Here is an 18160-nt window from a genome sequence, read left to right as displayed (position 1 = left end):
GTCAATCCGTCGCTCGCATCAATCCTCGGCGTCGTCCTCGCCCTCATCACGGCGAGCTTCAGCCGGCTGGAATTTCTCGCGTAGCGATGCTTCCAGCTGGGCCGCAAGAGCGGGGTTGTCCTTCAGGAACTGGCGGGCGTTCTCCTTGCCCTGGCCGATACGTTCACCGTTGTAGCCGTACCAGGCGCCGGACTTCTCGACCAGCTTGGCCTCCACGCCCATGTCGATCAGTTCGCCTTCGCGGGAAATGCCTTCCCCGTAGAGGATTTCGGTAACGATCTGCTTGAACGGCGGGGCCATTTTGTTCTTCACGACCTTGATCTTGGTCTGATTGCCGACGATCTCGTCGCCCTTCTTCACCGAGCCGATGCGGCGGATATCCAGGCGCACCGAGGCGTAGAACTTGAGCGCATTGCCGCCGGTGGTGGTTTCCGGGCTCTGGCCGGGCATCATCACGCCGATCTTCATGCGCAGCTGATTGATGAAGATCACCATGCAGTTGCTGCGCTTGATGTTGCCGGTGAGCTTGCGCAGGGCCTGGCTCATCAGGCGGGCCTGCAGACCCGGCAGCTGGTCGCCCATCTCGCCTTCGATTTCGGCCTTCGGGGTGAGGGCCGCGACCGAGTCGACCACGACCAGGTCGACCGCGTTGGAACGCACCAGCATGTCGGCGATTTCCAGCGCCTGCTCGCCGGTATCCGGCTGGCTGACCAGGAGGTCGTCGACATTGACGCCCAGCTTGGCGGCATAGGTGGGATCGAGCGCATGTTCGGCGTCGACGAAGGCGCAGGTGCCGCCAGCCTTCTGGCATTGGGCGATGGTCTGCAGCGTCAGCGTGGTCTTGCCCGAGGATTCGGGACCATAGATCTCGATCACGCGTCCCTTGGGCAGGCCACCGATGCCCAGCGCGATGTCCAGCATCAGCGAGCCGGTGCCGATGACCTCGGCGGGTTCGGCCACCTGGTCTCCCATGCGCATGACCGCACCCTTGCCATACTGCTTTTCGATCTGGCTCAGGGCGGCAGTGAGGGCGCGCTTCTTGTTCTCATCCATCGTGGCGGTTCCTTGGTTCGAAGTTTGTGTGCGTTGGAATCAGGTTAGCGGGCGTGTATCGCAGGGGCTGAGACGCAAGCGGGCTGCAGAAAAATTCTTCATCCCGATCCATGGCGAAGAAAGCAGTGGAAGCCGTGGGTCCGCGTAGGAAAATTCCACGTCTGCGGGCTCACCGGTTCGGCCGCACGAGGCCGCAATACAGCCCTTCGATCGCGAAATCCTGGTCCGGCAACACTTCGATCGGGGCGTAATCCGGATTGCGGGGCAGCAGGCGGATGCGGTCCTTCCCGATCTTGAGCAGCTTCACGGTGATTTCGTCGTCGATCCGCGCCACTACGATCTGTCCGGTACGGGCTTCCGTGGTGCGATGCACGCCGATCAGGTCGCCGTCGAAAATCCCCTCGTCGCGCATGGAATCGCCCTTGACCTTGAGCAGGTAATCCGGCGCCGGCGCGAAGAAATTCTTGTCCAGCAGGACGTAGTCGTCCGGTTCGAGTTCCGCCCCGGCGCCGATCGGCGCACCGGCGGCGACGCGGCCGAGCACCGGCAAACGCAGGGCATCGTCGTTGGCCGCCGGCCTGGCCTGGGTGAGACGGATGCCGCGAGCCTGACCGGGCACGCGCTGGATGGCCCCTGCCCGCTCCAAAGCCTCCAGGTGGTACTGGGCCGCACGAACGCTGCTGAAGCCGAAGGCCGCGGCGATCTCGGTCTGCGATGGCGGCACGCCTTCGCTTTCGATCCGCTCCGCGATGAGGGCCAGGATGGCGCGCTGGGTGTCGGTCAGGTTCATTAGTAGCAATACTACTAATGGCCATTTTCGAAAATCAAGCCCTACCCGGCCAGGCGCATCAACCCATGCAGGGCCACTTCGACGGTCTGGCGGCGAACGGCTTCGCGATCGCCCTCGAAATGGAAGACCTCGGCGGTCGCATACCCGCCGCGCCGTTTCCAGGCGACCCACACGGTTCCCACCGGTTTGTCGGTGGTGCCGCCGGACGGGCCGGCGATACCGGTCACCGCCACCGCGAGCGTCGCGCCGGAGTGGACGAGCGCGCCGGACACCATCTCCAGCACGGTTTCGCGGCTGACCGCGCCGTGGTGCTCGAGCGTTTCAGGACGCACGCCGAGAAGCGCCTGCTTGGATTCGTAGCTGTAGGCGGCGATGCCGCATTCGAACCAGGCCGACGAGCCGGCGATGTCGGTCAGCACCTTGGCGATCCAGCCGCCCGTGCAGCTTTCGGCGGTCACCAGGGTGTGGTGGCCGGCTACCGCCATCGCGCCGAGTTGGCGGGCCAGATCCTGCAACGTCTTGTCGGAAGCGGTTTCGTCCATAGGCCGCGCACTATAACGGCCCCGCCGGAAAAGACGACGGCCCGCCGAAAGCGGGCCGTCGCAAGATCGAAGTTTCGTCCCGTCAGTAGCTGACGCGGAACGTGACGCCGTAGGTGCGCGGTGCGCCGAGGAAGGCGTTGTACGAATTCAGCGGATCGCCCGGCAAGGCCGTACCCGGCGCCTGCAGCGGCGCGTCGAACGCGACCTGCATGTATTCCGCGTCGGTCAGGTTCTGCGCCCACAGCTCGACGGCCCAGCGCCGATCCCTGCGTCCGATGCCGATGCGCGCATTGACGAGGGTGTAGGCGTCCTGCTGCTTTTCCGCATCCAGGTCCGAACCGGTGTTGTATTCGGACGTGTACTTGGCGCCGAGGTTGAAGCGCGCGACCAGATCGTTGCCGAAGCCCCATTCGTAGGTGACCGCTCCGGAACCGGACCACTTCGGCGCGAAGCTCGCCTGGTTGCCCGGCAGCTTGTACAGCGAACCGGGCGCATTGGCCGGCACGTCGCTGAATTCCGCGGTCGGCCGCTCATCGCCGTACCGGGTGTCCGCGTAGGTCAGACCGCCCTGGAAGCTCAGGCCCTCGACGCCCGTCTGCCACAGCAATTCCATGTCCACGCCCTTCGACACCACTTCCGGAATGGAACGCACCACGAAGCTGGTGCCAAGGAAGCTGTTGAGCTGGAAATCCGAGTAGGTCTGGTGGAACAGCGTGGCGTTGAACAGGAGGTTGCCGTCTGCCCAGGTGGTCTTCGCGCCGAGTTCGTAGCTGTCCACGAACTCGCCGGGGAACGAGGTGTCGTCCACCGGGAGCACGCCCGCTCCGCTGCTCGACTGCCCGTCGGCCGATTGCACGCGGTCCAGGTTGAAGCCACCGGCCTTGTAGCCGCGCGCGGCCGAGAAATACGTCATCAGGTTGTCGTTCCAGCGGTAGGCCGCCTTGAACGTGCCCGACCACTCCTTCTCCGTGCGCTCCTGGTGGGTCACGCGGCCGTCGTGCAGCGCATTCGCCCACGGCAGGCACATGAAACCGGCGACGGTCGGCGCCACCGCGCCGATGATGGCGGCCTGCTGCGCGGGAGTCAGCGCGGCCCAGTTGGCGATGCGTTGCGACAGCGCGGTGCCCACGCGCAGGCCCGGATTGGCCAGCACGGAGCCGCAGCCAATGCTGCCGTTGGGATTGCTGAAGACCGAATCGAGCTCCTTGTCTTCCTGCGTGTAGCGCAGGCCCAGGGTCAGGTCGAGCGCATCGGTCGCATGCCAGGTGTTGTTGGTGAAAAGCGCCTTGCTGGTGGAGTTCTGGCGGTGTTCGTCGAGGGCGCCGAAGCCGGCGAAGATCGTGCCGAACGGCTGTCCGCTCACTTGCGACAGGAACGTAGCCGGGTTGCTCGCATCGACCGGCAGGCCCATCGCGGCCAGCGCACCGAACACCCGCGAACCCACCAGCGTCGACAGGTACGGTTCGTACGCCGCGCCGATCCGGTAGGAATCGTTGCGGTCCAGGTCTTCGTCCGAATAGAAGGCGCCGATCATCCAGTCGACGCGATCGGTGGACCCGGTCAGGCGGAACTCCTGGCTGAAAGTCTTGAAAGCGGTCAGCGATTCGTCCTCGTCCGGATTGCGGTAGAGGATGTCCGCGGTGGTGAAGTCGAAATCCAAGCCGTTGATCGCCTGCCAGTCCCGCGACGCGGTGATCGAGGTCAGCGTCGCGTTGTCGAACCACGGCGTGATCCAGGTGACCTCGGCCTGCACGCCCTTGTCCTTGATGTCCTGCTCGGTGCTGCGATTGCTCCAGGCCTGGCGGTCATACGGATCGCTGCCTGCGGGCGCGACGCCCTCGTCCGCCGCCAGCGCATCGATGATCGCGGCGGTGGCGCCGCGCACGATGGTGACTGCCCCGCAGCAGTTCTCCTCGCGGCTGGTGAAGTCCGCCATCAGGAGGATGTCGAGATTCTCGGTGGGTTCCAGCAGCAACTGGCCGCGCAGCGAATGGAAGTTCTGGTCGCCGTCTTCCTCCTCGACACGCGGACCGGCGCCGGTATGCACGTCCAGGAAGCCGTCGCGCTTGCGCTTCACTGCATAGACGCGCATGGCCGCGCGATCGCCGAGCGCCGTGTTGAAGGCGCCGGCGGCACCGAGTGCGCTGTAGTCGCCGACAGTGAGCTCGCCTTCGACGGAGGTTTCGTAGCTGGGGCGACGGGTGATCACGTTGATCACGCCGGCCGACGTGTTCTTGCCGAACACCGTGCCCTGTGGCCCCTTGAGGACCTCGATGCGTTCCAGTTCGCCCAGGTCGCCGAAGCCGACGCTGTTGCGCGGGCGGTACACGCCGTCGATGACCACGCCCACCGAAGATTCCAGGCCGGCGTTGTCGCCGACCGTGCCGATGCCGCGGATGCGGGCGGTGGTGATCGCTTCGTTCTGCGTGCTGGTAACGATCAGGCCGGGCACCAGGATCTGCATGTCCTTGATGTCGCGCACGCCGGTGTCGCGCATCAGCTGCTCCGGCAGCGCCGTCAGCGAGATCGGCACGTCCTGCATGGTTTCCTCGCGCTTCTGCGCGGTGACGACCAGTTCGGAGAGGGTCGTGGCCTTCTCGTCTGCATCCGTCCCCGCGGCCTTTTGCTCCTGGGCCCGGGCCGGCGCGGCGGCCAGCATCGATGCCATGGCGCTGGCCACGGCGAGAGACAGCAGCTTCTTCTGGATTCCGTTCGGATGCATTGCGCGCCCCTTCCTCGAATGAGCCGCGCAGCCTGCGTTGCGCAGCTGGTCCCGTCGTTTCCGCGCCCCGCGCGCGGCCCCCTGTCTGTCCACGAACGCATACGCGTCCGCAGTCCGGCCGAACCTACCACAGCTTTGCGACAACGGGCATGGAAACCGACGGGTGCCGTGCGGCACACCATCGCCCCGTCGCTGCTGTCATCATGTCGCGCGTGGCACGCGCCTGCGGGCGCCCCTGATCGATGGAAAGCAAGCCCCTCATGCACGGCAATACCCCCGGCCCGACGCCCGAACACACCCCCCTGATGAAGCAGTTCTTCGCCGCCAAGGCGGAGCATCCGGACGTGCTGCTGTTCTTCCGCATGGGGGACTTCTACGAGCTCTTCTACGACGACGCGCGCAAGGCCGCGCGCCTGCTGGACATCACCCTGACCCAGCGGGGCAATTCCGCCGGCCAGCCGATCCCGATGGCCGGCGTCCCGCACCACGCCTACGAAAGCTACCTCGCCCGCCTGGTCGCGCTGGGGGAATCCGTGGCGATCTGCGAACAGATCGGCGACCCCGCGCAATCCAAGGGCCTGGTCGAACGGAAGGTCGTGCGCATCGTCACCCCGGGTACGGTGACCGACGAGGCGTTGCTCAACGAACGACGCGACACCCTGCTGCTGGCCGTTGCGCGCGGGAAGAACGGCTACGGCATGGCATGGGCCGATCTCGCCGCAGGCCGCTTGCTGGTGAACGAAGTCGCCGGCGAAGACGCACTGGAGGCCGAACTGGCGCGCCTGGAACCGGCCGAAACGCTGATCGCCGACGAAGAAGGCTGGCCGGGGTTCGTCGGCACGCGCAACGGCGTGCGCCGGCGCGCGCCCTGGCTGTTCGATGCCGACAGCGGACGGCGGCAGCTGCTGCGCTTCTTCGGGCTGCACGATCTGTCCGGGTTCGGGATCGAAGACAAGCCGCTCGCCGTCGCCGCGGCCGCCGCGCTGCTGGGCTACGTGGAGGAAACGCAGAAGCAGCGGCTTCCCCACCTGACCTCGATCGCGGTGGAATCCGGCGACGGCGCGATCGCGATGAATGCCGCCACGCGCCGCCACCTCGAGCTCGACAGCCGTGTCGACGGGGACACGCGGACCACCCTGCTCGGCGTACTCGACTCGACCATCACGCCGATGGGCGGGCGCCTGCTGCGACGCTGGTTGCACCGTCCCCTGCGCGACCGCGGCACGCTGCACCTGCGGCACCAGGCGGTGTCCACGCTGATCGACTCCGGCGTGGCCGAACGCCTGCGCGAGAGCTTCCGCTCGCTGGGCGACCTCGAACGCATCCTCTCCCGCATCGCGCTGCGTTCGGCACGTCCGCGCGACCTGTCGACCCTGCGCGACGGCCTGGGCCTGTTGCCGGCCGTCCGCTCGCTCCTCGAACCCCTGGATTCCCCGCACCTGCGCGCGTTGTCGGACGAACTCGGCGAGCACGACGCGCATGCGCACCTGCTCGCGTCCGCCATCGTTGCACAGCCGCCGGTGCTGGCGCGCGACGGCGGCATCTTCGCCGAAGGCTACGACGCCGAACTGGACGAACTGCGCACGCTGTCGACAAATGCGGACCAGTTCCTGATCGATCTTGAAGCGCGCGAACGCGCCGCCACCGGCATCGCCACGCTCAAGGTGGGCTACAACCGGGTCCACGGCTACTACATCGAGATCAGCAAGGGCCAGAGCGACAAGGCGCCGACGCACTATTCGCGCCGGCAGACGCTGACCGGCGCCGAGCGCTACATCACCGAGGAACTCAAGCAGTTCGAGGACAAGGTGCTGTCCGCGCGCGAGCGCGCCCTCGCCCGCGAACGGCTGTTGTACGAACAACTGCTGGACGCCCTGAACGAGCGCCTGGAACCGCTCAAGCGCTGCGCCTCCGCCCTGTCCGAACTCGATGTCCTCGCGTGCTTCGCGGAACGCGCGCAGACCCTGGACTGGTCGCAGCCCGAACTCACGGAAGAACCCGGCATCCGCATCGAGCGCGGCCGCCATCCGGTCGTCGAAGCCGTGCGCGCGGAACCGTTCGAGCCCAACGACCTCGTGCTCGACGGCAGCCGTCGCATGCTGGTCATCACCGGCCCGAACATGGGCGGCAAGTCGACCTACATGCGACAGAACGCACTGATCGTGCTGCTTGCGCACATCGGCGCGTTCGTGCCCGCCGCGCGGGCGGTCCTCGGCCCGATCGACCGCATCCTCACCCGCATCGGCGCCGGCGACGACCTGGCGCGCGGGCAGTCGACCTTCATGGTCGAGATGAGCGAGACGAGCTACATCCTCCACCACGCCACCGCGCAGTCGCTGGTCCTGATGGACGAGATCGGACGCGGCACTTCGACCTACGACGGCCTCGCTCTGGCCGAAGCCTGCGCGCGCCGCCTCGCGCACAGCAATCGCGCGTACACGCTGTTCGCGACGCACTACTTCGAACTGACCACGCTCGCGGAACCGGGCAGCGGCATCGCCAACGTGCATCTGGACGCGGTCGAGCACGGCGATGCGCTGGTCTTCATGCATGCGGTCAAGGACGGTCCGGCCGATCGCAGTTTCGGTCTGCAGGTCGCGGCGCTCGCCGGACTGCCGCGCGCCGTGGTGCAGCAGGCGCGCGGCCGGCTGGCCGAACTCGAGCAATCCAGCCGCAATGCGCCCTCCACGCCCATGGCTCCGGTCGCCCTCGACCAGCCGCAGCAGTTCGGTCTGTTCGCGCCGTCTTCGGCGGCCCTCGATGCGCTCGCGGCCGTCGAGCCGGACGAACTGACGCCGCGACAGGCGCTGGAAGCGCTCTATCGGCTGAAGGGATTGCTCTGACCGTGCCGCCATTGTGCGGCACCGATGGCGGCGCGATCGGTTGGTAGGAGTCCACGCGCAGGAACCGCCGCCGGCGATCGACCAATTCGCGCGGAGAGCGACGTGTTGCAGCGGCATCGACGAGTTCGCACGAACACGCTGCCTCGTACACGCCGTGCTCCTCGAACAGGTCTAGCATCGGCTCTCCCCTCCAGGAGCCATGGCCATGACCGGATCGCTGAGCAACGACCTCATGTCGCAACTGCAGGGCGCACCTGCGCAACAGATCGGCGAGCAACTCGGACTGTCGCCCGCGCAGACCCGGGATGCGATCGGTGCCGCACTGCCGTTGCTGCTGGGGGCGCTCGGACGCAATGCCAGCCAGCCGCAAGGGGCGGATGCGCTGTTCGGTGCCCTGCAGCGCGATCACGCCGGCATCGATCTCGGCAGCGTGCTGGGTTCCGTGCTCGGCGGCGGTGGCCAGGGCGCGGAGATTCTCGGCCATGTGTTCGGCAGGCAGCAGAACAATGCCGCCCAGGGCCTCGGGGCCGCTACCGGGCTCGGCGGATCGCAGGCGAATTCATTGCTGAAGCTGCTGGCACCGATCGTGCTGGCCTATCTCGCGCGGCGCATGTTCGCGCAGGGAAATGCAACGCCACAGGGATTGGGACAGGTGCTGGGACAGGAACATCAGCAGATCCGCCAGCAGGGCGGACTCGGTGGCGGTTTGCTCGGCGCCGTGCTGGACCGCGACGGCGATGGCGACGCGGACTTTTCGGATCTGATCGGGCTGGCCGGCTCGGTATTGGGCGGACGCCGCTGAGGCCGGCGATTCCCGGCAGGCGGTGCCGAGGTTCACCCGATCGAGTCCTTCGAATTCGGCGCGGCGCGCCTACGCTTCCTTCGACTTTGCCGATGCGCACCTCAGCACGAACGGAAGTCGAAGCGGCGAACAACAAGCCCCAGCGGGCTCAGGTCGCGTCGATGTCGCCCAGCGCGCGAATCAGGCGTCGCGCCCGCTTGTCGGGCCTGGTTTCGGGCGCGCGATAGCCCGCGCGTTCGGCGGCACGTTGCGCGCGTGCGCTGTCCCGGCGCAACCGGGACGCTTCGCTCTCGGCGTACAGCGTCTGCGCGATGCTGGCAGGGCCGCGCACATCGCTGAGCGCGCGAACTTCGACTTCGAAGATCTCCTCGCCCCGGGCGATCCGCAGCGCATCGCCGATACGGATCGCGCGCGACGGCTTTGCGCGCTGATCGCCCACTTCGATCTTGCCGGTTTCGATCGCGTGTTTGGCCAGCGCGCGCGTCCTGAAGAAGCGCGCGGCCCACAACCACAGGTCGAGGCGGACGCTTTGCGTGGATGAGGCGTCGTTCATCGGGCGAATTATCCCGCCATGCGGCGTGAGGAAACGACAAGACCGGACAGAGCGACCGCAAAACAAAACGGCCGCCTTGCGGCGGCCGTTCGCGGCGCAGGGCGCCTGATGTTTCCGGGAATTACTCGGCCTTGGCCTTCGCGTAGGCGGCGAGGTCTTCCTTGATGCGGGCCTTCTTTCCTTCCAGGCCACGCAGGTAGTACAGCTTGCCGGCGCGGACCTTGCCGCGGCGCTTCACTTCGACCGAGTCGATGATCGCACTGTGGGTCTGGAAGACGCGCTCGACGCCGTAGCCGTGCGAGATCTTGCGGACGGTGAACGAGGAGTTCAGGCCGGCGTTCTTGGTGCCGATCACCACGCCTTCATAGGCCTGGACGCGTTCGCGGTTGCCTTCCTTGACCTTCACGTTGACGACGATGGTGTCGCCGGGGCCGAAATCGGGCAGCTTGCGCTGCATCTGTTCGGCTTCGAAATTCTGGACGAGCGTATGGATCGACGGCTTGTTCATGGCTATGGCCTGTTGGTGTAGTTGTAGCGCGAGTGCACGTGGACCCGCGTCTGGCATCGGTGGAGCTGAGGGTGGAGCGAGCCGCGCATTATAGCGGCAAATTTCCCTTGTGGCGCCATGGGTTAGCAGCAGCCGCCAGGGTCCACAGCGTCCGGAATGGGCGCCCTGGCCCCGCCGCCGACTACACCAGCAGCGCCACCAGCAGCGCCGGGCGCGTTCCGGCGACGCGAACAACGGAGCCCGCAGGCGCCATTACCCGTCGGAATCGTCGCCAATTTCCGCCAATCTGCCCCGATATTCGTCGAGCAGGCGCTGATCTGCCTTCGACAGTGCCGTCTCGTCCAGCAGGTCCGGGCGCCGTTGCCAGGTGCGGCCCAGGGCCTCCTGCCGGCGCCAGCGGGCGATGTCGGCATGATTGCCGGACAACAGGACATCGGGAACCCGTCCCAGCTCGTGCTCGACCGGGCGGGTGTAGTGCGGGCAGTCCAGCAGGCCGCACTCGAAACTGTCCTGCTCGGCGGACTCGGCGTCGCTCAAGGCGCCTTCCTGCAGGCGCGCGACCGAATCGATCACGACGGCCGCCGCCAGCTCGCCCCCGGACAGGACGTAATCGCCGATCGAGAGCTCCTCGTCGACCTCTGCTTCGATCAGGCGCTCATCGACGCCCTCGTAGCGACCGCACAGCAGGATCAACCGCTCGCGCGCGGCCAGTTCGCGCGCCCTGGCCTGGGTTAGCGGCGCGCCTTGCGGGCTGAGATAGATCACGCGGGCGGGCGTCGGATCGGCCGCGCGCGCCGCTGCGAGGGCGGCCCGTAGCGGATCGATCAGCATCACCATGCCCGGCCCGCCGCCGAACGGCCGGTCGTCCACGCGCCGGTAGTTGCCTTCGGCGTAATCGCGGGGATTCCAGGCGTGGAGCGAAACCAGCCCGCGCTCGCCGGCGCGCCCGGTCACGCCGAACGCGGCGCACTGGGCGATGAAATCGGGAAACAGGGTGATGACGTCGATGCGCATGGCGATCCTGGGTACTGGCGACGGCGACGCAGGCCGACGGGGCTCCGGCGGCGAAAGTGGTCGAGCTTTGCCGAGGATCCGGATTCTAGAACTCGGGGTCCCAGTCCACCGTGACCACGCCCGCTTCGAAGTCGACACCGGTCACGTACTGCGGCTGGACGAACGGAATCATGCGCTCACGCTCGCCGTCGTGCGCGACCAGCACGTCGTTGGCTCCCGTGGAAAACAGATGCGACACGGTGCCGAAGTCGACACCCTCGACGTTCACCACACGCAGGCCTTCCAGGTCGACCCAATAGAACTCGCCCGGTTTCGGCGGTGGCAACGCGGATCTAGGTACGTAGATTTCGGTGCCACGCATCGCCTCGATCGCATCGCGATCGGTGACGTCGGGGAAATGGGCGACGACGTGCTTGCCGCTCTCCTTGCCGCGCACGCCGCGCAACTCGCGTTCGTTACCGCGCGCGTCGCGCAGGATCCAGGGCTGGTAGCGGAAGATGGCGCTGCGCGGCTCGGTCCAGGACTCGAGTTTCGCCTCGCCACGAACGCCAAAGGCGCCGATCACCCTGCCCAGCAGGATGCGGCGCCCTTGATCGTTGCTCATGTAGATTGCGGAATCGGCCGCGCGGCGTGCGCGCGGCCATGCAATCAGGCAGCGGCCTTGGCCGCTTCCTTGTAGAGGACGGCGACCTTGTCGGTCAGCTGCGCGCCCTTCGACACCCAGTGCTTGACGCGCTCCACGTCGAGTTCGACGCGCTTTTCGGCGCCCTGCGCGACCGGGTTGTAGTAACCGACGCGCTCAATGTTGCGACCGTCGCGGGCGCTACGGCTGTCGGTGACGATGATGTGGTAGAAGGGGCGCTTCTTCGCGCCGCCACGGGTGAGGCGGATCTTGACCATTGCTTTCTCGTATTGCCCGGCTGCCGGAATGGCAGGGTAAGCGCGGGATTGTAAGCCATTGATTCGCCCGAGGAAACTGCACCGACCCGAAAAACCGGCCTGGCCCGGAGCTTCCGCGCCTACGCCCGGCTGGAAAACCGGCGCCCGCACGCTTTTTGGGGCTCCCAGGCCCGTTCGCTCAGCCGGCCAGCGCGAACCGGTCAGCCCGGGCCACGGCCGCCGCATCGCGGGCGATATCGCCCGGCCGGTTGCCATACCCCGTCAGCACCCCCGCCACTCCATGCCCATGTAGCCGGCGGTGAGTTCCAGCATCCGCGCGAAAGGCTCGGCCACGCTCGAATCTTCGTCGCTGACCACGCAGACGGCGTGAAGTCGCTTGCCGGTCATCTGGTTCCTGAAATCCAGGCCAGGCACGCGCAGCCATGCGCTCCAGTAGTCGAAGTACAGCTTCACGCTGGCGGGCACGCTGTACCAGTACAGCGGTGCGGCGATAATGATATCCGAGGCATCCAGGGTCGCTTCCGCGAGCACTCTTTCGTTGCCCTGTGGCGGCGGATAGATGCCGACGCTATGGCGGATATCGCGGAACGCCGGCAACGGATAGTCGTCCAGGTGCAGCGTGCGGTGATTCGCCGACGGCGGCAGCGCCGCGGCCATGCGCCGGGCCAGGAACTGGGCGTTGCCGCCTTCGCGCGCGCTGCCCAGCAGAAACAGGACGTTGTGAGTGGTAGCGGACATGAGCTGCTCGCCGCGGATGACGGCCCGAACTCTAGGCCAAACCCGCCGACGCGCCGCCGTCGGCCACGGCACGCATCATTCCACCGCGTCATTCCACCGTTGAAACGACGCGCACCGCCTCAGCGGAACGGCATTCCGCCGCGGCCGCCCATCATGCCCTTCATGCCGCGCATGAGGCCCTTCATGCCGCCGCCGGAGAGCTTGCTCATCATCTTTTCCATCTGCTGATACTGCTTCATCAGCTTGTTCACGTCGGCCGGCGTGGTGCCGGAGCCGCGCGCGATGCGGGCGCGGCGCGAACCGTTGAGCAGGTCCGGATTGCGGCGTTCCTTCGGCGTCATCGAATTGATGATCGCGACCATGCGCGGCACTTCCTTGCCGGTCACCTGGTTCTTCACGCTGTCGGGGACCTGGCCCATGCCCGGCAGCTTGTCCATCAGGCCGTGGATGCCGCCCATGTTCTGCATCTGCTCGAGCTGGTCGCGCAGATCGTTGAGGTTGAAGCGCTTGCCCTTGGCGACCTTCTCGGCGAGCTTCTGCGCCTTGTCCTTGTCGACCTGTTGTTCGACCTGTTCGACCAGCGACAGCACGTCGCCCATGTCGAGGATGCGGCTCGCGATGCGGTCCGGATGGAAGACGTCGAGACCATCGGGCTTTTCGCCCACGCCGATGAACTTGATCGGGCGGTGGGTGATGTAGCGCACCGACAGCGCGGCGCCGCCGCGCGCGTCACCATCGGTCTTGGTCAGCACGACGCCGGTGAGCGGCAGCGCTTCGGCGAAATGTTTCGCCGTCACCGCGGCGTCCTGGCCGGTCATCGAGTCGACCACGAACAGCGTCTCGACCGGGTTCACCGCGCCGTGCAGCGCCTTGATCTCGGCCATCATCGCTTCGTCGATGCTGGTGCGGCCCGCGGTGTCGACGATCAGCACGTCGGCGTAGGTCTTGCGCGCTTCGTCGATGGCGGCCTTCACGATTGCCTCGGGCTTCTGCGAAGCCTCCGACGGGAAGAACTGCACGTCGACCTGCTGCGCCAGCGTCTTCAGCTGTTCGATCGCGGCCGGACGGTAGACGTCCGCCGACACCACCATCACCTTCTTCTTGCGCTTTTCCTTCAGGTGCCTGGCGAGCTTGGCGACGGTCGTGGTCTTGCCCGCGCCCTGCAGGCCAGCCATCAGGATCACGGCGGGCGCGGGCACATTGAGGTTGAGGTCGCTCGCGGTCGAGCCCATCACCGCGGTGAGTTCGTCGCGCACGACCTTGATCAGCGCCTGGCCCGGGGTCAGCGACTTGAGCACTTCCTGGCCGACCGCGCGCACCTTGATGCGTTCGATCAGCGCCTGCACCACCGGCAGGGCGACGTCGGCTTCGAGCAGGGCGATGCGGACTTCGCGCGTGGCCTCGCGGATGTTCTCCTCGGTCAGGCGACCGCGGCCGCGCAGGCGGTCGATGGTGCCGGAGAGACGCTGGGTGAGGGACTGGAACATGCGGGAAGCCTGCGTGCAGTGAGCGAAAACGGGCGCGAATTATACGTGTTGCGGGGACACGCCCGCCCTGCGGCTTCGGCCACGGCCGCGCGACCGGCCGCTTGAGCCGGCCGTATGCGACACTGCGGCGATGACAATCGTTCTCATCGCGATCGCTCTTTATCTGCTCGCCTCCGGATTGCTGGTCGCCCAGCTCCGCCATGACCGACGCGGCGGGCTGCGCTGGCTGCTTCCGGCGATCGCCGCCGCAGCGCTGCATCTGGCGACGCATGCGCTGGCCTGGCGCGCGGCCGGGGGTGCGGACATGCATTTCTTCTCGGCGCTGTCCCTGGTCGGACTGGGCATGGCCGCGATGACCACGCTGTACGGCGCAAGCGGCCGCATGGCGGCACTGGGCGTGCTGGTCTTCCCGATTGCGGCGGCCTCGCTGGCCGCGTACGCGGGATACGGACACGTCAATGCCGAAGCACTCGACTGGCGGCTCCAGCTGCACGCCTGGTGCGCCCTGCTCGCCTACGCGACGCTGGCCATTGCCGCGCTGCTGGCCATCACCCTGTGGTTGCAGGAGCGGGCGCTGCGACGCCGCGAATTCCACGGCTGGCTGCGCGCGCTGCCGCCGCTGGTCGAGCTGGAGAGCCTGCTGTTCCGGACCATCGCCGTCGGCTTCGTGCTGCTCACGGCGACCCTGCTGACCGGGGTGCTCTTCGTCGAAAACCTGTTCGCGCAGCACCTGGTGCACAAGACCGTGCTGAGCGTGCTGTCCTGGCTGCTGTTCGGCGGCCTGCTGCTCGGACGCTGGCAGCGCGGCTGGCGCGGCGTGGTCGCGGTGCGCTGGACGCTGGCGGCCATGGCCCTGCTGGTGCTGGCGTTTTTCGGCAGCAAATTCGTACTGGAGCTGCTGCTCGGGCGCACCTGAACGCGCATCCCGGCCACTTGGGCCACATCGGCCCAAATAGGGACAGCAGAATCCCATTGCTGAAACAATATTTGCATTGACAAATATTGCCATGGCGAGCAAATTGCGCCGCCATGAAAACCCCGCCCCCCTCGTTGCGTGAACGGCCCCCGTCGAACCTGCCCATGCTCCTGCGGGAAATCCGCGCGGCCTTCTGGACGCAGATGGAGTCCGAACTGCGCGCGGCCGGCCACCATCTGAACTTCAGCCAGTTCATCACCCTCAAGCACCTCGCCGAGGGCACGGCCAGCGTCACCGACCTGGCCGGCATCGCCCAGCTGAATCCGGGCGCGATGACGCGCCTGCTGGACAAGCTGGAACAGCGCGGCATCGTCGCCCGGGTCGCCGACCCGACCGACCGCCGCGCCCTGCGCATCCACCTCACCGAGGCCGGGATCGCGACCTGGAACGAGATCAACCACTGCGGCCAACGGGTACGCGAACGCGCGACCCGCGGCATGGACGACGCCGACCGCGACACCCTCACGCGCCTGCTCACCCAGGTGCGCGACAACCTTTCTTCTCCGGAAAGCTGACATGTCCCTCTCCCCTCCCCGCCAGCTCCGCGCGCCGCTTGCCATGGCGTTGTCACTGCTGGTCGCCGCCTGCGCCAGCACCCACGGGCTCGAACCCCAGGGGCTGCTGTTGAGCCCCGATTCGCTGGAGGCCTCGCGCGCCCTCGGCGCCCGCTCCGATGCCGGCTTTCCGCAGCAGGACTGGTGGAAGTCCTTCGGCGATGCGCAACTCGATACCCTGATCGACGAAGCGCTCGCGGGAACGCCATCACTCGATGCAGCCGACGCGCGGGTGCGCCAGGCGATCGCCCAGGCCGGCCTGGCCGAGGCCGCGGGCAAGCCGACGCTCGGCGCGACCGCGCAGTATTCCGGCGTGCAGATCCCCGAAACCGTCGCGCCTCCGCCCATCGGCGGCGACTACGTCGGCGTCACCCTGCTCGGCCTGCAGTTCAAGTACAGCCCGGACATCTGGGGCGGGCATCGCGCGCGCACGCAGGCCGCACTCGGTCAGGCGCGCGCCGCCGAGGTCGAGGCCCAGGCCGCACGCCTGACCCTGTCCTCCAACATCGCCCGCACCTACGTCGCACTGGCGCAGGCGCACGAAGCCGCGGATGTCGCGAAGGCGGATGCGCAACGCGCGTCGCACCTGCTCGATCTGGGCCGCCAGCGCGTCAAGGCCGGCCTGGACAACCAGTTGCAGATCCGCAACGCCGAGGCCGCCGTTGCCAGCGCGCAACAGCAGGAACAGGCCGCGCAACAGCAGATCGACGCCGCGCGCAACGCCATCGCCGCGCTGCTGGGCAAGGGACCGGATCGCGGCCTCGACATCGCCCGGCCGACGCTGCTGGCCGCACCGGCGCCGCAGGTTCCGGGCGTGGTTCCGAGCGAATTGCTCGGCCACCGTCCCGACGTCGTCGCCGCACGCTGGCGCGTCGAGTCCGCGCGCCACGGCATCAAGGCGAGCAAGGCCGAGTTCTATCCGACGGTGAACCTCAGCGCGCTGGTCGGCGTCGCCGCCGGCAACCTGTCGGACCTGTTCTCCAGCGACGCGTTCCTCGCGCAGGGCGGCCCGGCGATCAGCCTGCCGATCTTCGACGGCGGCCGCTTGCGCAACAACCTGGCGAAGAGCGACGCGGAGTACGACCTCGCCGTCGCGACCTACAACCAGAGCCTGGTGGGCGCGCTGCGCGAAGTGACCGATGCGTTGCAGGCGTCGCGCTCGCTCGATGCACAGCTGGCATCCACGCAGCGCGCGCGCGAATCCGCGCAGGCCGCATGGCAGCTGGCCACTGCGCGTTACAAGGCCGGCCTCGGCACCCAGCTCGACGTGCTGAACGCACAGCGGCCGCTGCTGCAATTCGAGCAGCAACTCGCCGCGTTGCGCGCGCAACGGCTCGGCGCCGCGATCGATCTCGATCGCGCACTCGGCGGCGGCCTCGAATTCGCCGCGCCGTCCTCCGATACCCAAGACATCAACGACATTTCCAGGGCCTCCACGCCATGACCACCGAAATCAATCCCAACGCCACTGCCGCAGCCCAGCCGCCGAAGAGCAAGCGCAAGCGCGCGCTGATGATCCTGGCCGTCGTGGTCGTGATCGCCGGCATCGCCTGGGCGCTGTGGTACCTGCTGGTCGGACGCTGGCACGAAAGCACCGACGACGCCTACGTGCAGGGCAACGTCGTCGCGATCACGCCGCAGGCCCCGGGCACCGTCGTGAGCATCGGCGCCGATGACGGCATGAAGGTCGAAGCCGGCCAGGTCCTGGTGCAGCTCGATCCGAACGACGCCCGCGTCGCCTACGAACAGGCCGTCGCCAACCTCGCCAACACCGTGCGCCAGGTGCGCGGCCTCTACAACGCGGTCGAAGCGGGCCAGGCCGACATCGCCGCGCGCCGCGTCGCGGTGGAGAAGGCCAGCGCCGACGTGAAGCGCCGCGAAGGGCTGGTCGCGACCGGTGCCGTGTCCGCCGAGGAACTTGCGCACGCCCGCGACGAACTCGCCGCCGCGCAGGCCGCACTCGCCGCATCGAACGAAAACCTCTCGCGCAACCGCGCGCTCGTCGACGCCACCACCGTGGTCGACCAGCCACAGGTGAAGGCGGCCGCCGCGCAGCTGCGCCAGGCCTACCTCAACAACCAGCGCATGGCGATCGTCGCGCCGGTGTCCGGCTACGTCGCCAAGCGCAGCGTGCAGCTGGGACAGCGCGTGCAGCCCGGCACCACGCTGATGACGGTCGTGCCGCTGGAGCAGGCATGGGTCGAGGCCAACTTCAAGGAAACCCAGCTGGCGAAGATGCGCATCGGCCAGCCCGTGCGGCTGCACTCCGACCTGTACGGCGACGACGTCGAATTCGACGGCAAGCTGGCCAGCCTCGGCCTGGGCACCGGCAGCGCCTTCGCCCTGCTGCCCGCGCAGAACGCCAGCGGCAACTGGATCAAGATCGTGCAGCGCGTGCCGGTCCGCATCGAACTGGATCGCAAGCAGCTGGCGGAGCATCCGCTGCGCATCGGCCTGAGCATGCACGCCGACGTATTGCTGCGCGACCAGAGCGGCGCCGTATTGGCCACTGCGCCGCAGGACAAGGCGCTGCTCACCACCGATGCCTATGCGAAGCAGCTGGCCGATGCCGATGCGCTGATCCGCAAGATCGTGCGCGACAACCTGCCGCGCGGGCGCGGCTGATCGCCAGGCACGCCGCCTGACCGATGCAACGGTGCTCCCGCGTCCGGCGCGGG

The 18160-nt window shown here is 67.5% G+C and carries 17 protein-coding genes; 6 read left to right on the top strand and 11 right to left on the bottom strand.

Features of this window, described 5'->3' with window-relative positions:
- Positions 1-18 precede the first annotated feature (18 nt).
- From recA to ACFPN1_RS00625, 4 genes are all read right to left on the bottom strand, one after another.
- On the bottom strand, positions 19-1053 hold the full coding sequence (gene recA / locus ACFPN1_RS00640; RefSeq protein WP_386752109.1) for a recombinase RecA: 1035 nt from the start codon (positions 1051-1053) through the stop codon (positions 19-21).
- A 169-nt stretch (positions 1054-1222) separates the two neighbouring features.
- Positions 1223-1843 carry a transcriptional repressor LexA gene (lexA, locus tag ACFPN1_RS00635; protein WP_386752107.1) on the bottom strand — a complete coding sequence of 207 codons (621 nt, stop codon included), beginning with the start codon at positions 1841-1843 and terminating at the stop codon, positions 1223-1225.
- Positions 1844-1884: 41 nt separating this feature from the next.
- Entirely contained in the window at positions 1885-2385 is a 501-nt protein-coding gene (locus ACFPN1_RS00630; RefSeq protein ID WP_386752105.1) for a CinA family protein, read from the bottom strand.
- 82 nt (positions 2386-2467) lie between these two features.
- Complete coding sequence (locus ACFPN1_RS00625; protein WP_386752103.1) at positions 2468-5107, bottom strand: TonB-dependent receptor; 2640 nt, start codon at positions 5105-5107, stop codon at positions 2468-2470.
- Positions 5108-5367: 260 nt separating this feature from the next.
- Between ACFPN1_RS00625 and mutS the strand changes: the two genes are divergently transcribed.
- Both mutS and ACFPN1_RS00615 read left to right on the top strand, forming a co-directional pair.
- On the top strand, positions 5368-7950 hold the full coding sequence (gene mutS / locus ACFPN1_RS00620) for a DNA mismatch repair protein MutS (RefSeq protein WP_386752101.1): 2583 nt from the start codon (positions 5368-5370) through the stop codon (positions 7948-7950).
- Between the two features lie 199 nt (positions 7951-8149).
- On the top strand, positions 8150-8752 hold the full coding sequence (locus tag ACFPN1_RS00615) for a DUF937 domain-containing protein (protein ID WP_386752099.1): 603 nt from the start codon (positions 8150-8152) through the stop codon (positions 8750-8752).
- Positions 8753-8900: 148 nt separating this feature from the next.
- On the opposite strand, the gene ACFPN1_RS00610 is transcribed toward ACFPN1_RS00615, so the two are convergent.
- The 7 genes from ACFPN1_RS00610 to ffh all read right to left on the bottom strand — a co-directional run bounded on the left by ACFPN1_RS00610 (position 8901) and on the right by ffh (position 13952).
- The gene (locus ACFPN1_RS00610; protein WP_386752097.1) at positions 8901-9305 is read right to left on the bottom strand and encodes an RNA-binding S4 domain-containing protein; all 405 of its coding nucleotides are present in this window, start codon (positions 9303-9305) and stop codon (positions 8901-8903) included.
- Between the two features lie 121 nt (positions 9306-9426).
- Positions 9427-9813 (bottom strand): 50S ribosomal protein L19, encoded by a 387-nt coding sequence (gene rplS / locus ACFPN1_RS00605; RefSeq protein WP_386752095.1) that lies wholly within the window; start codon positions 9811-9813, stop codon positions 9427-9429.
- A 252-nt stretch (positions 9814-10065) separates the two neighbouring features.
- Complete coding sequence (trmD, locus tag ACFPN1_RS00600; protein WP_386752094.1) at positions 10066-10827, bottom strand: tRNA (guanosine(37)-N1)-methyltransferase TrmD; 762 nt, start codon at positions 10825-10827, stop codon at positions 10066-10068.
- Positions 10828-10912: 85 nt separating this feature from the next.
- Positions 10913-11431 (bottom strand): ribosome maturation factor RimM, encoded by a 519-nt coding sequence (gene rimM, locus ACFPN1_RS00595; RefSeq protein ID WP_386752092.1) that lies wholly within the window; start codon positions 11429-11431, stop codon positions 10913-10915.
- 44 nt (positions 11432-11475) lie between these two features.
- Entirely contained in the window at positions 11476-11727 is a 252-nt protein-coding gene (gene rpsP / locus ACFPN1_RS00590) for a 30S ribosomal protein S16 (protein ID WP_386752090.1), read from the bottom strand.
- A gap of 261 nt (positions 11728-11988) precedes the next feature.
- Positions 11989-12465: an NAD(P)H-dependent oxidoreductase gene (locus ACFPN1_RS00585; protein ID WP_386752088.1), complete on the bottom strand. Its 477-nt coding sequence runs from the start codon at positions 12463-12465 to the stop codon at positions 11989-11991.
- Positions 12466-12584: 119 nt separating this feature from the next.
- Positions 12585-13952 (bottom strand): signal recognition particle protein, encoded by a 1368-nt coding sequence (ffh, locus tag ACFPN1_RS00580; protein WP_386752086.1) that lies wholly within the window; start codon positions 13950-13952, stop codon positions 12585-12587.
- A gap of 130 nt (positions 13953-14082) precedes the next feature.
- On the opposite strand from ffh, the gene ACFPN1_RS00575 reads away from it, so the two are divergent.
- From ACFPN1_RS00575 to ACFPN1_RS00560, 4 genes are all read left to right on the top strand, one after another.
- Positions 14083-14868, top strand: a complete 786-nt coding sequence (locus tag ACFPN1_RS00575; RefSeq protein WP_386752084.1) for a cytochrome C assembly family protein — start codon at positions 14083-14085, stop codon at positions 14866-14868.
- Between the two features lie 164 nt (positions 14869-15032).
- Positions 15033-15443 carry a MarR family winged helix-turn-helix transcriptional regulator gene (locus ACFPN1_RS00570; RefSeq protein WP_386752082.1) on the top strand — a complete coding sequence of 137 codons (411 nt, stop codon included), beginning with the start codon at positions 15033-15035 and terminating at the stop codon, positions 15441-15443.
- A 1-nt stretch (position 15444) separates the two neighbouring features.
- Positions 15445-16926, top strand: coding sequence for an efflux transporter outer membrane subunit (locus ACFPN1_RS00565; RefSeq protein WP_386752080.1), 1482 nt, complete (start codon positions 15445-15447; stop codon positions 16924-16926).
- Entirely contained in the window at positions 16923-18107 is a 1185-nt protein-coding gene (locus ACFPN1_RS00560) for an HlyD family secretion protein (RefSeq protein WP_386752078.1), read from the top strand. The genes ACFPN1_RS00565 and ACFPN1_RS00560 overlap by 4 nt, the downstream gene beginning before the upstream one ends.
- Positions 18108-18160 lie beyond the last annotated feature (53 nt).

Origin of the sequence: Lysobacter yangpyeongensis (assembly GCF_042655745.1) — a bacterium.
Lineage (GTDB): Bacteria > Pseudomonadota > Gammaproteobacteria > Xanthomonadales > Xanthomonadaceae > Agrilutibacter > Agrilutibacter yangpyeongensis.
Note: the sequence above shows the minus strand (reverse complement) of the source record. Positions and strands in the feature narration are given on the sequence as shown.

Bases quoted from the DNA above. Each gene is read 5' to 3' on its own strand.
- recA (WP_386752109.1), bottom strand. From the start codon at position 1,053: ATGGATGAGAACAAGAAGCGCGCCCTCACTGCCGCCCTGAGCCAGATC.
- lexA (WP_386752107.1), bottom strand. From the start codon at position 1,843: ATGAACCTGACCGACACCCAGCGCGCCATCCTGGCCCTCATCGCGGAG.
- ACFPN1_RS00630 (WP_386752105.1), bottom strand. From the start codon at position 2,385: ATGGACGAAACCGCTTCCGACAAGACGTTGCAGGATCTGGCCCGCCAA.
- ACFPN1_RS00625 (WP_386752103.1), bottom strand. From the start codon at position 5,107: ATGCATCCGAACGGAATCCAGAAGAAGCTGCTGTCTCTCGCCGTGGCC.
- mutS (WP_386752101.1), top strand. From the start codon at position 5,368: ATGCACGGCAATACCCCCGGCCCGACGCCCGAACACACCCCCCTGATG.
- ACFPN1_RS00615 (WP_386752099.1), top strand. From the start codon at position 8,150: ATGGCCATGACCGGATCGCTGAGCAACGACCTCATGTCGCAACTGCAG.
- ACFPN1_RS00610 (WP_386752097.1), bottom strand. From the start codon at position 9,305: ATGAACGACGCCTCATCCACGCAAAGCGTCCGCCTCGACCTGTGGTTG.
- rplS (WP_386752095.1), bottom strand. From the start codon at position 9,813: ATGAACAAGCCGTCGATCCATACGCTCGTCCAGAATTTCGAAGCCGAA.
- trmD (WP_386752094.1), bottom strand. From the start codon at position 10,827: ATGCGCATCGACGTCATCACCCTGTTTCCCGATTTCATCGCCCAGTGC.
- rimM (WP_386752092.1), bottom strand. From the start codon at position 11,431: ATGAGCAACGATCAAGGGCGCCGCATCCTGCTGGGCAGGGTGATCGGC.
- rpsP (WP_386752090.1), bottom strand. From the start codon at position 11,727: ATGGTCAAGATCCGCCTCACCCGTGGCGGCGCGAAGAAGCGCCCCTTC.
- ACFPN1_RS00585 (WP_386752088.1), bottom strand. From the start codon at position 12,465: ATGTCCGCTACCACTCACAACGTCCTGTTTCTGCTGGGCAGCGCGCGC.
- ffh (WP_386752086.1), bottom strand. From the start codon at position 13,952: ATGTTCCAGTCCCTCACCCAGCGTCTCTCCGGCACCATCGACCGCCTG.
- ACFPN1_RS00575 (WP_386752084.1), top strand. From the start codon at position 14,083: ATGACAATCGTTCTCATCGCGATCGCTCTTTATCTGCTCGCCTCCGGA.
- ACFPN1_RS00570 (WP_386752082.1), top strand. From the start codon at position 15,033: ATGCTCCTGCGGGAAATCCGCGCGGCCTTCTGGACGCAGATGGAGTCC.
- ACFPN1_RS00565 (WP_386752080.1), top strand. From the start codon at position 15,445: ATGTCCCTCTCCCCTCCCCGCCAGCTCCGCGCGCCGCTTGCCATGGCG.
- ACFPN1_RS00560 (WP_386752078.1), top strand. From the start codon at position 16,923: ATGACCACCGAAATCAATCCCAACGCCACTGCCGCAGCCCAGCCGCCG.